10 protein-coding genes and 1 tRNA gene are annotated in these 14,497 nt (G+C 56.5%); 9 read left to right on the top strand and 2 right to left on the bottom strand.

Going from position 1 to position 14,497, the window contains the following annotated elements; genetic code table 11:
* Window positions 1-23: 23 nt before the first annotated feature.
* On the top strand, window positions 24-2,954 hold the full coding sequence (locus CA54_RS04740; protein ID WP_146369696.1) for a TolC family protein: 2,931 nt from the start codon (window positions 24-26) through the stop codon (window positions 2,952-2,954).
* 125 nt (window positions 2,955-3,079) lie between these two features.
* Here the strand turns inward: CA54_RS04740 and CA54_RS04745 are convergent, their stop codons facing one another.
* Window positions 3,080-4,207: a prenyltransferase/squalene oxidase repeat-containing protein gene (locus tag CA54_RS04745; protein WP_146369697.1), complete on the bottom strand. Its 1,128-nt coding sequence runs from the start codon at window positions 4,205-4,207 to the stop codon at window positions 3,080-3,082.
* A gap of 151 nt (window positions 4,208-4,358) precedes the next feature.
* Here CA54_RS04745 and CA54_RS04750 point away from each other — a divergent pair, with 151 nt between their 5' ends.
* The gene (locus CA54_RS04750) at window positions 4,359-4,952 is read left to right on the top strand and encodes a hydrolase (protein ID WP_146369698.1); all 594 of its coding nucleotides are present in this window, start codon (window positions 4,359-4,361) and stop codon (window positions 4,950-4,952) included.
* Between the two features lie 163 nt (window positions 4,953-5,115).
* Window positions 5,116-6,300, top strand: a complete 1,185-nt coding sequence (locus CA54_RS04755) for a pyridoxal-phosphate-dependent aminotransferase family protein (RefSeq protein WP_146369699.1) — start codon at window positions 5,116-5,118, stop codon at window positions 6,298-6,300.
* On the opposite strand, the gene CA54_RS04760 is transcribed toward CA54_RS04755, so the two are convergent.
* Entirely contained in the window at window positions 6,297-7,046 is a 750-nt protein-coding gene (locus tag CA54_RS04760; RefSeq protein ID WP_146369700.1) for an LOG family protein, read from the bottom strand. The two genes, CA54_RS04755 and CA54_RS04760, sit on opposite strands and share 4 nt — an antisense overlap.
* 175 nt (window positions 7,047-7,221) lie before the next feature.
* Between CA54_RS04760 and CA54_RS04765 the strand changes: the two genes are divergently transcribed.
* From CA54_RS04765 to tig, 6 genes are all read left to right on the top strand, one after another.
* Window positions 7,222-8,190, top strand: a complete 969-nt coding sequence (locus tag CA54_RS04765) for an AAA family ATPase (RefSeq protein WP_146369701.1) — start codon at window positions 7,222-7,224, stop codon at window positions 8,188-8,190.
* Between the two features lie 68 nt (window positions 8,191-8,258).
* Window positions 8,259-10,142, top strand: coding sequence for a hypothetical protein (locus CA54_RS04770; protein WP_146369702.1), 1,884 nt, complete (start codon window positions 8,259-8,261; stop codon window positions 10,140-10,142).
* Between the two features lie 271 nt (window positions 10,143-10,413).
* The gene (gene sufU / locus CA54_RS04775; RefSeq protein WP_146369703.1) at window positions 10,414-10,806 is read left to right on the top strand and encodes a Fe-S cluster assembly sulfur transfer protein SufU; all 393 of its coding nucleotides are present in this window, start codon (window positions 10,414-10,416) and stop codon (window positions 10,804-10,806) included.
* Between the two features lie 135 nt (window positions 10,807-10,941).
* Window positions 10,942-12,195, top strand: coding sequence for an aminotransferase class V-fold PLP-dependent enzyme (locus CA54_RS04780; protein ID WP_146369704.1), 1,254 nt, complete (start codon window positions 10,942-10,944; stop codon window positions 12,193-12,195).
* Window positions 12,196-12,673: 478 nt separating this feature from the next.
* Window positions 12,674-12,745: transfer RNA gene (locus CA54_RS04785), tRNA-Gly, on the top strand.
* 186 nt (window positions 12,746-12,931) lie between these two features.
* A complete protein-coding gene (gene tig / locus CA54_RS04790) occupies window positions 12,932-14,419 on the top strand; it encodes a trigger factor (protein WP_146369705.1) in 1,488 nt (495 codons plus the stop codon).
* Window positions 14,420-14,497: the final 78 nt, after the last annotated feature.

Here is a 14,497-nt window from a genome sequence, read left to right on the forward strand (position 1 = left end):
CCAGAAATGCAAAGCTGTTTGCCATGAACTCAAACCTAATGCCCCACCAAAGCCTTGTGCCTTCGGCTGAAACATCGGTTAGTGCGGCGCTGCGCCGTCGCTGCCCTGCCCTGTTGTTTCTGTTCTGCGCAGTCACTCTGCTCCCGGGATGTTCACGAAGTTTTTGGCGGCAGCATGCTGATCGCGAAACCTATCGCGTCCTGGCTGAGAAAATGACCAACGAGGAGTGGTGGATTCCGCGGACCAACTTGGAGCCCGATCCTCGCAGCCGGTTTTACGATCCGTACGATCCTGACGAACCTCCGCTGCCTCCCGACGATCCAGCCGCGTTTGAATACATGGAATGGGTGCACGGCATGTTGGGGTACCAAGGTTGGCATGACTTTGGTCAAACCATGACGGTCGAAAACCCGCAATGGCTGGAAAACTTCGGCGTCTCGCCGGAAGAGGCCGCCTGCGGCTATGAACTCGGCTATTCGTTCGAAGCCCAATTCTCGCCACCGGTCCCGGTCATCGAAAACATGACGATGGGGGACGCGATCGAACTGACCTATATCAACAGCCGCGATTTTCAATTCCAACTGGAACAACTGTATCTCACTGCGTTGGAATTGACGTTCCAACGTTTTCGGTACGACGTACAGTTTCTGGGTATCGGCGGCAACAAGCCGACCAGCGATGTGGGATATGTCGCACTGGGCGATGGCGACACATCATTGGCCTGGGACAACCGCATCGGCGTGAGCAAATTGCTCCCCAGCGGCGGGCAATGGGCGATTGAATTGGCCAACAACACGTTGTGGCTGTTCAGCGGCGACAACAAATCGGACACGGCCAGCGCCCTGTCATTCAACTTAGTGCAACCATTGCTGTTGGGCGGTGGCCGTAAAGTGGCGTTGGAAAGCCTGACGCAATCGGAACGCGACGCATTGTATGCCATGCGCGATTTTGCGAGATTCCGCAAAACCTTTTTTGTGGACATCGTCAGCGGCGCCGGCGGGTATCTGCAATTGATCGGTTTACGGCAAGGGATCTTCAACCAAGAAACCAACATCCGCCAACTGGAGGTCCAGATTCGCCGGCTAAGAGCTGTTTCCGCGGAACGCCCCAGTAACCCGGGAGAACCGTTGGAACAACTACCTGACGGGATTGAATTTCCCGATTCTGTGGCGGATCGAATCCGATATGACGAGACGACCAAGAACCTGTTTTGGCTAGAAACGATGTCTGAAGAGGATCGCGATATCCTCTTAAGCTTGAGTGATGATCCTGCGTATCAACTCGTAATCCGCGACCTCTTCCAGCGAACCAATGGAGAGGTCACGCCGTTGGACGTCGCCCAGTTGGAAACGGAATTGGCTGAGGCAAAAAGCACACTCGCACGCAACCTCGCTACGTACCAAAATCGATTGGACACTTATAAAATCCAAATGGGTATACCGACCGATTCGGTGGTCTCGATCGATGAATCGCTGCTGACACAATTTCAACTCATCGATCCGCGGCTGACGTCTCTCCAAGACGAACTTGAAGATTACTTGAATCAATGGGGGCTAATCGACGAGGAGGATCCCCCGGTGGAGGACCTTCTGTTAGGCATTCGCCAGTTGCTGGTCGTCCAGGAAGTGATCCGTGCCGATGGCGTGGAGACCGTATTGGCTGACTTCAATCGCCTAGAGGCGGTTTGGGACCGCCGTTTGGAAACGATGACCGAAGAGATCGACCGGGAACGATTGACACGAGACGTCGCACGTGACCGTCGGATTTTTGAATCACTCGTGGTCGACCTCAACGCAACGGCCAATCAGCTTCAGCAATACCTGAAGAAGCTCGACGCCGGTGAGGTGACACAGGAATATCGCAGCCAACTTTACGAGGACGTCAATGAACGACGCGAAAAGTTGCTCACCATCGTCCAAGGTTTGTCGGTGGTCCAAATCGACATCCGTGTGGAGTTGATCGAATTAGCACCGTTTGACCTCTCTATGGAGGATGCGGTCCGTTTGGGAATGCAAGAGCGTCTGGACCTCAAAAACGAACGCGCGTTTGTGATGGACGCACGGCGAAGATTAGAAGTCGCCGCCAACCGACTCGAAGCGGTCCTGGATGTCGTTGTCGAAGGCGATGTGGCGACCCGATCCTTGTTTGAGGGGAATGACAATCCGCTCGATTTCCGCGGCCGTAACAGCAGCTTCCGCGCCGGACTGGCCTTTACCGCTCCCGTCGTACAAATCCAAGAACGGAACTTTTATCGCGCGTCCTTGATCGAATATCAACGCGCACGGCGGGCCTATATGCAGTTTGAAGACACCGTAAAATTCGAAATCCGCAGTGATTGGCGGGATTTGGCTGCGAATCGAACGGCTTTTGGACTGACCCGTCAAGCGGTCCGCTCCGCCGCGATTCAGTATGACCAAGCGGTCGACGCCACCACCGCCCCTGCACAAGCCGGCCAGTCGCGCTCGAGCGACATCGGTTTGAACTTGTTGAACTCATTGAACGCCATCCTTCGCGCCCAAGACAGTTTGATTGGCAGTTGGGTCAGCTACGAAACTAGCCGACTGCAAGTCAACCGCGACATGGGCACCATGTTTATTGACGAAGCCGGCGTCTGGGACGATTCCGTCTATCAACAGCGCAAGGCGGCCCGGCCGTCCTTCATTGCTCCACCGTCCAATTCGATTCCCATCGACATCCAAGCCCCCGCGCCAGTCGATTTTGACGAATCGATTGAACTGGGTGACGAACTCAGTGAACAAATCGAACGGCTGTCAAAGCACCCGGGATTGTTCGACGACATGCCGCCGTTGAGCCCGCCCGTTGAGGATGTCTCGATGGAGACACAGCAAAACGCCCCCCTCGAAATCCCCGCCGAAGGCAACGAAACGGGACCGAAATTCCCAGCCGACAATCCCACAGGCCGCACAAGGATCAGCGGACGCCCCCAAGAATAGTAAGCCACCCAATACGTAACTCGTTCCCAAATTCCATTTGGGAACACAACCATGCGAAACTCCGTTTCGCTCCTCACGCCGAATGCACGGACCACAACATCCCGATCACGTGGCCAACCGGTACATCAACGTTGGTAAATCGGCAACAGCTGATAAGGTGGTGTCAGCGCCAGGATGGCAAACGACGTGGAATAACAAAATCCCAACGGGCCGTCCTGGTTCGCTTCACGGTCAAACGCGCCGTTTCCGCGCTGGTTTTCCGCAAACGTACGCAACAAGTCGGGATAGAACTTCCGCCAATTCTCGCCCCCCAGTTGGTACATCGCCTGGCTGCAATAATAGGCCCCGTAATAATACCGGTCCTCTGCGGTCAGTCCGCCGCGATTGAATCGGTCAAACGGATGGTCCAGAATAAATTGCGCCGTCTGCCGTGCCATGTCCGTCTGATGCTCACCCGCCAACGACAACGATAAAACCCCCGCACCGGCCATCGAGCGACTGAAAAAACTCCGCTGCCGGCCCCGCAGCCCATAGGAAAAACTGCCGCGCTGGGGATTATAACAACGCCGCACAAATCCGACCGCTTCCTCGATGTGTGATTCCGGGATGTCGAATTCCGCGTTCTTTGCTGACCGCAAAAACATCAACTGCCAAGCCGTGATCGACAGATCGGCGTCGATCGCGCTGCGACTGAGGTATCGCCATCCCCCTTTTTCCTGCGGATAGGGGCGCGGTTTGGTTTGTTCGCGGCGGGAAAACAGCAATGCTTTTTCAATGGCTGTGCGAATCCGCGCGTGTTGTGGCGAGCCGGTCATGCCGTACACCTCACCCAACATCAAACCGGCAATCGGATGGTGATACCCGCCAAACATCTTCCATTCCTCCCCACCTGGCCGTAATCGGCACAACAGGCCGTTGGGTTGTTGGGACGCGAGCACGTATTCAATGGCTCGGTTGAGTTGCTCGCCGTAAGGCCCCTGCCCCGGAACATGTCCCCGGGACAAAAACGCCATCACGCAAAAACTAGTGATCGCCGGTTGCCCAACCGGTGGAGCTTCGAACGATCCGTCCGGCTGTTGGTGCGCGGCCAGATACTCCAATCCGCGATCCACAACGCCATCCAGTTGCTGCCATTGGGCGGGAGCAAGACGAATGCCGCGGTCGCTGTCCGGTAACGGCTCAGCAGCGTGGCAGTCCGTGGCTGCGACCCACAACAAGAGACCGGCAATACAGGACAGGCCGCGCAAGCACATTCGTCCATTCTCCAGATGAGTACCGGTGCATGGGAAAATCATCGTCGCAAAGACTCTGCATTCAGTGTACGCGGCGCCCTCGACCCACGCAACATTTTTCGACGCTGTGCAATCCTTGACAGGCGCCGGCGGGCGACCGTAGCATCCGGGCATGAATAGCCCACAAGACCCCTATCTTCGCAGTAACGAGTTACTCTCACACGCGCAATGCCGCTTGCTGGTTGTGGACGTGCAGGAGAAACTGATCCCGGCCATCCCCGTTGCCGACCGGTTGATCTTTGAATGTTCCCGGCTGATTCGGGCAGCGCGGTTGTTTGTAATACCCGTCCATGCCACCGAGCAATACCCCAAAGGCTTGGGAGGCACCGTGCCGGAATTGGCCCAACTGCTCGATTCGCCAGCGGACAAACTTCGTTTCAGTTGCAGCGAAGCACTCAACTGGGGTGCCGCTGCCGACCAGTCCGACGGCCGCTACAAAGTGCTGGTAATCGGTATGGAAGCGCATGTCTGTGTCCTGCAAACGGTACTCGACCTGCTGGCCGGCGGGTATCAGGTCTACGTTGCCGCGGATGCCGTCGCCAGCCGCAAAAAAATGGACTGGCAAATCGCCCTGCGGCGGATGGAAGCGTCCGGAGCAGTGATCCTCACCGCTGAGTCGGCCATGTTCGAGTGGTGCGAAGCCTCGGGCAGCGATACGTTCAAACAGATCAGCAAATTGATTCAGGAAACTCCGCCAGGCGATTGAGCGGGGATTTTGCGGCGCACATTTCGTTTCTTGGCAGCGGCTGGTTAGGATAGGGAGCGTCGCATCACGCGGCGGCGCTCACTCCGGCTCTCTCGCAGTGAGAGTGTATGACGACTTTTCGGGGCGACCATTTTCAACGACGACATTCCTTAAGGACTTTTCCATGGCTGCTGTTCAATCCACGACAACGACCGCCCCGCAGCGCATTTTGATGGGTCCGGGTCCCAGTGATGTTGATTCCCGCGTGCTGGCCGCTTTGAGCGCGCCGATTGTGGGGCATCTCGATCCCTATTTCCTGCGCGTCATGGATGAAATGCAATCGATGTTGCGCGAGGTGTTTCGTACCAAGAACGAACTGACCCTCGCCGTCAGCGGGACTGGCAGTGCGGGAATGGAAACCTGCGTGGTCAACCTCATCGAACCGGGCGACCGCATGGTCGTGGGGGTCAACGGTGTGTTCGGCACGCGGATGGCCGATGTCGCCACCCGCGCCGGAGCTGAGGTCACCACCATCGAACGCCCCTTCGGCGAAGTCTTCAACGCTGACGAGATCGCCGAGGTCGTCGCCCGTGTGAAACCTAAAGTCGTCGGACTGATTCACGCCGAAACCTCCACCGGCGCGCTACAGCCGATCGAAGAGATCAGCCGTGTCGTGCATGACGCTGGCGCATTGCTATTGATTGACACGGTGACCTCCTTAGGAGGCGTCCCAGTCGAGATCGACGCTTGGAACGTCGATGCCGTTTATAGCGGCACACAAAAATGCCTCAGCTGCCCACCCGGCCTAGCTCCGGTGAGCTTCAGTGCAGCTGCTCTGGAGGTGATGGACGCCCGCAAAACCAAAGTCGCCAGTTGGTACCTCGACATGTCGATGGTCCGCAACTATTGGGGAGGCAAACGCGCCTACCATCACACCGCTCCCATCAACATGAACTACGCCCTGCACGAAGCCTTGAGGCTGGTGTTGGAAGAAGGGTTGGAAAACCGCTTCGACCGGCATCGCCAAAATCACCTGGCTCTCTGTGCTGGATTGGAGGCGCTCGGCATTCAATACGCCGTCCCCGCCGACCACCGGCTGCCGCAACTCAACGCTGTGGTGATCCCCGCAGGAGTCGAGGACGCTGCCGTCCGTAAACAACTGCTGAGCGAATTCGGTATCGAAATCGGCGGCGGACTCGGCCCGATGGCGGGTAAGACTTGGCGGATCGGCCTGATGGGCGCAGCCAGCAGCAATCGCAATGTGCTGTTGTTATTAGCGGCTCTGGAACGCTGCTTGACGGACCAAGGTATTTCCGTCACCCCCGGTGCCGGCGTGGCAGCGGCAAATGGAGTTTATGGAGCCGCCTAGGCCAACTCCCAACTGCGGGCCGGTTGTTTTTGAGGGGGTGTGACGATGCGTGTTGAGGGGCAAGCTTCAAGGATTTCCATGACCTCCTCCACCGAATCGGTCAACGTGAACAGGCTATATTCGTTTTCGTTGATCGTCCCCTCGCTCACCATGTCCTCGCGCAGAAACCGAAACAGCCGGTCCCAATACTCGACTCCCACGAAAATCACGGGGAAGTCGTGGATTTTTGCCGTTTGAATCAGCGTGCCCGCCTCGAAGGCTTCGTCCATCGTGCCGAAGCCCCCCGGCATGATCACGAATGCCTGCGAATACTTGACCAGCATCACCTTGCGGACAAAGAAGTACCGGAAGGTGACAGTTCTATCGACGTAAGGATTCGGATCTTGTTCTTCCGGGAGTACGATGTTGCAGCCGATGCTCTGCCCGCCCGCTTCGTGCGCCCCTCGATTAGCGGCTTCCATGATGCCCGGTCCGCCGCCGGTGATCGTCACAAAGCCCAGTTTGCTGATGCCGCGGCCGATTTCGCGGGCAAGTTCGTAATACCGATGTCCCGGTTCAAATCGGGCCGAACCAAAAACGGTCACACAGGGTCCCAAAAAGTGCAGAGCGCGAAACCCGCGGATGAATTCGCGTACGATCCGCAATACCCGAAAGAATTCACTCGTCCGTGATCGAGGCCCGGCTAACAAGACCCGGTCTTCGCCAACGTCTTTGGGACTTGTCGGAATCGCTGTCTGCTTGCTCATGAAGGTACTCGTAAAATAATCCGCGGGGTATTTCCGGCCGGTAGACACTCGAACCAATGGCCACTTGCGTTGACGCAGCCTCTGTCCCCTGCGCGGGTGGGCTGGTATAATAGCGGCTGCCCCGCTTTTTTGAACAATATTCCTCGCTTACTCTACAATATCCCCACAAAACCGCATGATTGTATCCACAGAAATCGATGGAACGACGCTCCAACTCGGCCGTCCCGATGAGTCGGACGGACATTGGATTGGACAGGAAGAAATCCTCAAACAGCTACTGGCCTGCTGGCTCGTGGTCGACGACGCCGATTTGGCGCTCACACCCCGGTTGGTCGGCACGCCCGGTATCGGCAAGACCACGCTGGGTATGTCCGGAGCACGGGTCCGCAAACAGGACCTCTACATCTACCAATGCACGGCCGACACCCGTCCTGAGGACCTGTTGGTCACACCCGTACTGGCCGAAAGCGGAAAAATTGCCTACCACGCCTCACCGCTGGTGACTGCCATGATTCGCGGCGGCATCTGCATTCTCGACGAAGGCAACCGCATGAACGAAAAGTCGTGGGCCAGTTTGGCTCCACTGCTGGATCATCGCCGCTACGTCGAATCAATTGTGGCAGGCATCACGATCCACGCCCACAAGGACTTCCGCTGTGCGGTGACGATGAATGACGACGAGTCGACCTTCGAAATCCCCGACTACATCCTCAGCCGCCTGCAACCGACGCTCGGACTGTCGTTTCCCAGCCGCGAAGACGAGTTGGCGATCCTCAAATACCATTTGCCGTTCGCCGAAGAAGAGATGCTCAACCTCACGGTCGAATTTCTGCAACAGGCGCACGAGTTAAAACTCGATTTCTCGACCCGAGACGGTATTAACTTGCTGCGGTATGCCGTCAAGCGGCTGGCGCAGGATACCGATCACCCCCTGAGCAAAGACGCCGCCTGGCGCGAGTCTCTGGAACGCTGCCTGGGCGAAGAGGCGCTCGACCTGCAATCATTGGCCGACCGCAAATCTCAAACCTTGGGCGGCACCAACGTCCCCATGGGTCTGGGAGATTTCTTCTTCAACCCCGGCGACCCCATGCACCCCGACTACCAGGACGATGACGACTTTGATGATGACGAAGACGACACATAAATCGCCCGTCAACAGAGATGCAGCACGCACACAACCCTACCGTCTAAAGCCTAAGGCCTAACCCCCCCGTGCCCAGCGACTTCCTCCGTATCAGCCCCAAAATCCGCGTCCTGCCGATCATTCACGGCAGCGGAGATTGCGCTCTCGAAGTGCGGCGGGTGATGTTGTCGGAGCAGTTTGATTGCCTCGCGGTTCCGCTGCCGTCTTCGTTTCAATGCGATGTCGAAGCGGCCATTGAATACCTGCCCACGGTTTCGCTGGTGGTGCAGCGCGAAAGCTTACCTGGTTATGGGACTGAGTGGACGCCCGATGCAGACGACGCGGCCTCTGATCCTGACGAACCGCAAGCCAGTTATGTGCCAATCGATCCCTGCCAAGGTGTGATCGCTGGATTGAGGATCGCCATTCAGGAACACATGCATCGCGCGTTCATTGATCTGGAGACCGAGGAGTTCTTCGAAACAAGCACTGTGCTGCCCGATCCCTATGCGCTCAAACAGGTACCGCTGGAGACATTTGCCGCTGGGATTTTGCCGGCAATTCCCCGGCCGCGGCAGGAACAAGTGTGCGACCGAATTGCCGCCATGGGAGGCTGCCTGCGCGCCTTGGAAGGCCGCTTCGAATCGATTCTGCTGATTTGTTCACTCGTCGACTGGCCCTGGATCCGCGAAGCCTATACCCAGCCGCCGGAAAATCCACCCGAAGATGACGAGGTGTTCGAAACCGATAGCTATCAGGCGGACCCCAAAACGTTGGCATTTATGCTGGGCGAGTTGCCGTTCATCACTGGGTTGTATGAACGAGCCCGCGCCGAATTGGACGATGACGAAAACCTATCGATCGACGGCGTCAAAGAATTGTTGCTCGTCTCCCGCAAAAAATATCGCAAAGAATTCGGCAACCGCGCGCGTCCCCTCACGCCGTATCTGTTTGCGCAATATCTGAAGTACGTCCGCAACCTCTCGCTCGTTGAACGTCGGCTCACGCCCGATTTATACACGCTAGTAATCGCCGCCCAGCAATTCGCCGGCGATCAATTCGCCATGCACGTCGCCGAGACGGCCCGCGATTATCCCTACCAAGAGAATCTACCGTTTGAGACAATCCCGCTGAGCATCGACCGCGCGCGCTTGCCCGACGGCGAAATTGTAGGTCTCAAGAACCGCCTGCCCGGTTCTCCCGTGTCGTGGCGTACCTGTGAACTGCAGCGGCGGCCGGATAAAGCCGAGCAACAGCGTTGGGAATATCGGTGGGATCCGTATCGTCAATGTAGCTGGCCGCCAGAAGATGTGGCGATTGAAAACTTCCGCACGCACGTCAAAGATCAGGCCAACGCCATCATCGGCACCGACTTGGCCCGCAGTGAAAAGTTCAACTGCAGCATCATGGATGGCCTGGACATCCGCGAGACGCTTCGAAATTGGCACACGGGTGATTTGTATGTCAAAGTCATCCCCCCCAGCCGTGGCGGCTTGGATTGCGTGGTGATGCTGTTCGATTCTCCCGCTGATCCCCGCGATTACCCTTGGCGGGTGACCTGGATGGCCGAACATCACGACGAATCGACGCTAGCGCTATTCGCGACCGACTACCACAGAGACATGGTCGGACCGGGTATCGGCATGGCGACCTACGGCGGGGCGATGTTCCTGTTTCCGCCGCGACCCGTCCCCGACATCTGGATGGATCCCCGCCTGGACTTCACAGAAACCTTGGAAGAACGCCTCGTGGCGGCTGCGTGTCTGCACAGCAATGAGCGGCACATCGCACTGCTAAGTCCCCTCCCCCCCGGTCCCGGTTGGCGGCGGTTGGCGAAAAAATACCGAAAACGGCTGGTGCATGTTCCGCTCGGCCGTTTCAGCCAGTCAACTGTCCAGCAATTACGACTCGTCCACGTTCTGAACGGCCAACAGGTCCGCAGCTACGCCTCGCACTTCATCCGCAAAGCTTAAAACCGACCCGCGACTTGGCTTGGCACAGCGATGGGCCTAAAATGCAAAAAACGCAGCGCCGCCGAACGTTGGGTGCGTCACGACGCACTTTTCTCACCAGAACGAACGATTCCCCCCACGAAATTTAGCAACGTACAACCAGACAACGGTTCGTACCACTCTCGTCGAACAACTTCTGGACCGTAATTCGTACTACGTAGAAAGGTGCGTCACGACGCGCCCTACTGCGACTTCGACGTTTCCTCTTAATGAAAGCAACAGGTGTCGCAACGTGAGCGACGATCTCTACCAAGAACATATTCTTGACCACTTCGAGTCCCCGTACCACAAAGGTCCGCTCGAAAACCCCACGTGCATATACCGGGACAAAAATCCGATTTGTGGCGACGAAATCCAACTCGCCCTCAAAGTGGATGAATCGGGCAAAGTTCAAGAGGCATGGTTCGAGGGGCACGGCTGCGCGATTAGCCAAGCAGCCGCATCGATGCTGGTCGAGGAAATCGAGGGAAAAACCCTTGAGGAATTGCGGGACTTCGAAGCACAACAAATGCTGGACCTACTCAAAGTCCAGTTGACCGCCACCCGCCAAAAGTGCGGCCTGCTTGGTTTTAAAGTTCTCAAAACGATGGTCTATTCGCTCGACGGCACGCCGGCGGAGAATTGATCCGCACCGCCTCGCCAATTTCCATAGACGACTTGCTTTCGCAATGTTTTGACGGATCATACAGTTTGCACTTTTTTCTACAGCCGACCACGACGTTCAACGCCTCACCGTCGTACAAAAAGTAAAAATAGCACGATGACAAAATCCGCATTGCAACCAACGCTCGATGTCTCAGCCGTCCGCAACGACTTTCCCATTCTGGGCAAGCCGCTCTCTGAAGGGCGGCCACTGATCTATCTCGACAACGGTGCCACCACCCAGAAACCGCAATGCGTGATCGATAAGGTCACCGAGTGCTACGAAAACTACAACGCCAACGTGCACCGCGGCGTTCACACACTCGGCGATCAAGTGACAACCGAACTCGAAAACGCCCGCGAAACCGTACAAAACCTCCTCAACGCCGCCGCTGTCGAAGAGGTCATCTTTACTGCCGGGACAACCGCCGCCATCAATCTGGTCGCCCATGGCTGGGCTCGCAAATTTCTCTCCGCCGGCGATGAAATCCTCGTCAACTTGATGGAACACCACGCCAACTTGGTCCCTTGGCAACAAGCAGCGGCCGCCACGGGAGCAACGCTCAAATACCTGCCGCTGACGCCGGATGGCCGGTTGGATCTGTCGCAACTGGACGAAGTGCTCACGGAAAAAACGAAACTCGTCGCCGTCACGGGAATGTCGAATGTGTTGGGCACGATCAATCCCATCGACGAATTGGCCCGCCGCGCTCATGCGGTGGGAGCGGTGATTCTGGTCGATGGTGCGCAAAGCGTCCCCCACCAGCCAGTCGACGTGCAGGCATCCGACATCGATTTTCTGACCTTTTCGGGACACAAACTTTACGGCCCCACAGGAATTGGTGTCCTGTATGGCAAAGCGGCCTTGCTGAACGCCATGGACCCGTTTCTGGGTGGTGGGAATATGATTCGCTATGTCTACGAGGACCGCTTTGAACCAGCGGATTTGCCGGCGAAATTCGAGGCGGGCACGCTACCGATCGCACAGGCCATCGCTTTGGGAACAGCGATCGACTATGTCACCGATTTGGGCTTCGAAGCGATTGCCGCTCAGGAGCACCAATTGACGGTCCGCGCGCAGGAACGCTTAGCACAGATTCCCGGCCTGACAATTTTCGGCCCAGCCCCGGAGCACAAAGGATCGATTGTGAGCTTTGCAGTCGAAGGTTTGCATTCCCACGATATGGGGGAACTGCTGGATCGCAAAGGGGTCGAAATCCGCGTCGGACACCATTGCACAATGCCGCTGCACGATTGGCTGCAGGTCTCCTCGACATCACGGGCCAGCTTTGCGTTTTATAACACGCTGGAAGAGGTCGACGCCCTGGCCGAAGCGATTCTCTACGCGAGAAAAGTCTTCCGGCTGGCTTAACCAAACGAAGCTGGCTGATTTCCGCATGAAATGCAGCATCGTTGATGCGTTAACACCGCTCGCCGTAGGAATAGTGGGGTTTTGCTGGTACACCGTGCAAATTTGGTAAGTTAATCTCTTAAAAAGGAGTGATTTCCCTACTTGTTCTTTGAAGCTTAAAATGTAGGATTTGCACAGATAGGTGATTCGCATCAGGTACCGATGTGAAATGACCTCGATAGCGGGCCAGCACCCACCTCCGCACACCCCGAGAATCCGACCCCCCACGGGCTGGTGATTCGAGGCTAAGCGAAGGAACGCGGCGGTGGGTGTTGGGTGCCGCTGTTCTGGACGCGGTTGCTTTCCGCAAAAATCCGCTAAAAACCGGCCGCTTACGTGGTTCGTTCCCCCCAGACGGAAGTTTTTCATAATTGTGAGGGCCGGAATGGGTCCGTTGACTTGAGTCGATGGCCTTAGCTTTGTTATAACGCCGAGTACTGCGGGTGTAGCTCAGTGGTAGAGCACCACGTTGCCAACGTGGTTGTCGTGGGTTCGATCCCCATCACCCGCTTTTTTTTATTGGCACCCGGCAAAACAGCCGCACGTCGAATGCTGCTGTCATTCACTTCGTGCGGCCGACCAAAAAACACGGTTGGCATCCCGATTTCGTGATTTGCCGCCGACTTGGCGATGTCGCGGCCGGTGCTTGCCACTTTTTCACAAAGAAATGAATTGTGAGCCGATAGGCCTGCCGACTATGAGCGAAAACGAAGCGACCACGACAGACGAAACCGCTGAAGATGCAGGCGTTGCTGAAAATGACGCACCCGCTAAAATGGAGTTGCAGGTCGAAATCAAAGACATCGGCCCTTGCAAAAAGCACGTGCATGTCATCGTGCCCCGTAAGGATATCGACGACGTACACGATGCCGCTGTCAGCGAGTTGGTCGGCAATGCTCAGGTTCCCGGCTTCCGTCCGGGACGCGTGCCCCGCGATTTGATCCAAAAGCGATTCCGCAAAGAACTTGGCGATCAGGTCCGCGAGAAACTGCTCATGGAGAGCTTGGAACAAATCTCCGAGGAGCACGAACTCGACGCCATCAACGAACCCAACTTGAATGTCGAGAACATTGAAGTCCCCGAAGAAGGGGATTTCGAATACGAATTCGACGTCGAAGTTCGCCCCGAGTTCGACCTTCCCGAATACAACGGTCTCAAAATCGACAAACCGGTGCGCGAGATCACCGACGAAGCCGTTGAGGCCTACCAGTTGCAATTCCTTTCGCAACATGGCGAACTGGAAACGCACAAAGGACCGGCCGAAAAAGACCAATATGTCGAAGCGTCGTTCTCCTTCACCCACAACGGCGAAGTGCTCGGTCGATTTAATAATCAGACAGTGCAACTGAAACCAACGTTAGGGTTTCACGATGCCGAGCTGGAAGGCTTTGACGACCTGATGGAAGGCGTGTCGGCCGACGATTCCCGCGAAGCGGAAGTCACAATTTCGTCCGAAGCGGCCAATGTCGATTTACGAGGCGAGACGGTCCAAGTCACGATCAAAGTCCACGAGGTCAAGACGTTAAATTTGCCGGAACTCGACAAAGAGTTTTTGGGATCGCTCGGAGTGGATTCCGAAGAGGACCTGCAAAAACAAATTCGCGAAATGTTGGAGCGGCAAGCCAAATTCGACGAACGTCAAGCGGCCCGCACCCAGGTGCTGGAGAAAATCACCGAGTCGGCGAATTGGGAATTGCCCGAGTCGCTCGTCATGCGTCAGGTGGACAACGCTTTGCGGCGTGAAATCCTGGAGATGCAGCAAGCCGGCTTTACACAGTCGGAGATCCGCGCACGCGAAAACGAATTGCGGCAAAACGCGGTGACGACCACCCGGCAAGCTTTGAAAGAACATTTCGTGCTCGACCGCATTGCGGTCAAAGAAGACATTGAAACCCAACCGGTCGATGTCGATATGGAAATCGCCATGATGGCCATGCAGCAGGGAGAAAATCCCCGCCGGTTGCGTGCCCGCCTCGAAAAATCGGGCATGATTGAAAACCTGACCGCTCAAATTCGTGAGCGCAAGGCGATTGAATTCGTGCTCTCTACTGCAGAATTCAACGAAATCCCCTCCGAAGCTGACCGTGAAAATGATATTGAAGCGGTCGACTTCGCGGTTTGCGGAGCCGGAACACCCTCGGAGGAATCGGCAACGGACGACGACGCGGAATCGGACGACGAATAAGCCGCGAAAATCCGTTTCAAAACCGGGTGGCGCTTGTACCAAAAAAGCACCGAACTTGCGTGTCGCGGACACGACTTG

The organism is Symmachiella macrocystis (assembly GCF_007860075.1).
GTDB lineage: Bacteria > Planctomycetota > Planctomycetia > Planctomycetales > Planctomycetaceae > Symmachiella > Symmachiella macrocystis.

Bases quoted from the DNA above. Each gene is read 5' to 3' on its own strand.
- CA54_RS04745 (WP_146369697.1), bottom strand. From the start codon at position 4,207: ATGTGCTTGCGCGGCCTGTCCTGTATTGCCGGTCTCTTGTTGTGGGTC.
- CA54_RS04740 (WP_146369696.1), top strand. From the start codon at position 24: ATGAACTCAAACCTAATGCCCCACCAAAGCCTTGTGCCTTCGGCTGAA.
- tig (WP_146369705.1), top strand. From the start codon at position 12,932: ATGAGCGAAAACGAAGCGACCACGACAGACGAAACCGCTGAAGATGCA.
- CA54_RS04750 (WP_146369698.1), top strand. From the start codon at position 4,359: ATGAATAGCCCACAAGACCCCTATCTTCGCAGTAACGAGTTACTCTCA.
- CA54_RS04780 (WP_146369704.1), top strand. From the start codon at position 10,942: ATGACAAAATCCGCATTGCAACCAACGCTCGATGTCTCAGCCGTCCGC.
- CA54_RS04765 (WP_146369701.1), top strand. From the start codon at position 7,222: ATGATTGTATCCACAGAAATCGATGGAACGACGCTCCAACTCGGCCGT.
- CA54_RS04755 (WP_146369699.1), top strand. From the start codon at position 5,116: ATGGCTGCTGTTCAATCCACGACAACGACCGCCCCGCAGCGCATTTTG.
- CA54_RS04760 (WP_146369700.1), bottom strand. From the start codon at position 7,046: ATGAGCAAGCAGACAGCGATTCCGACAAGTCCCAAAGACGTTGGCGAA.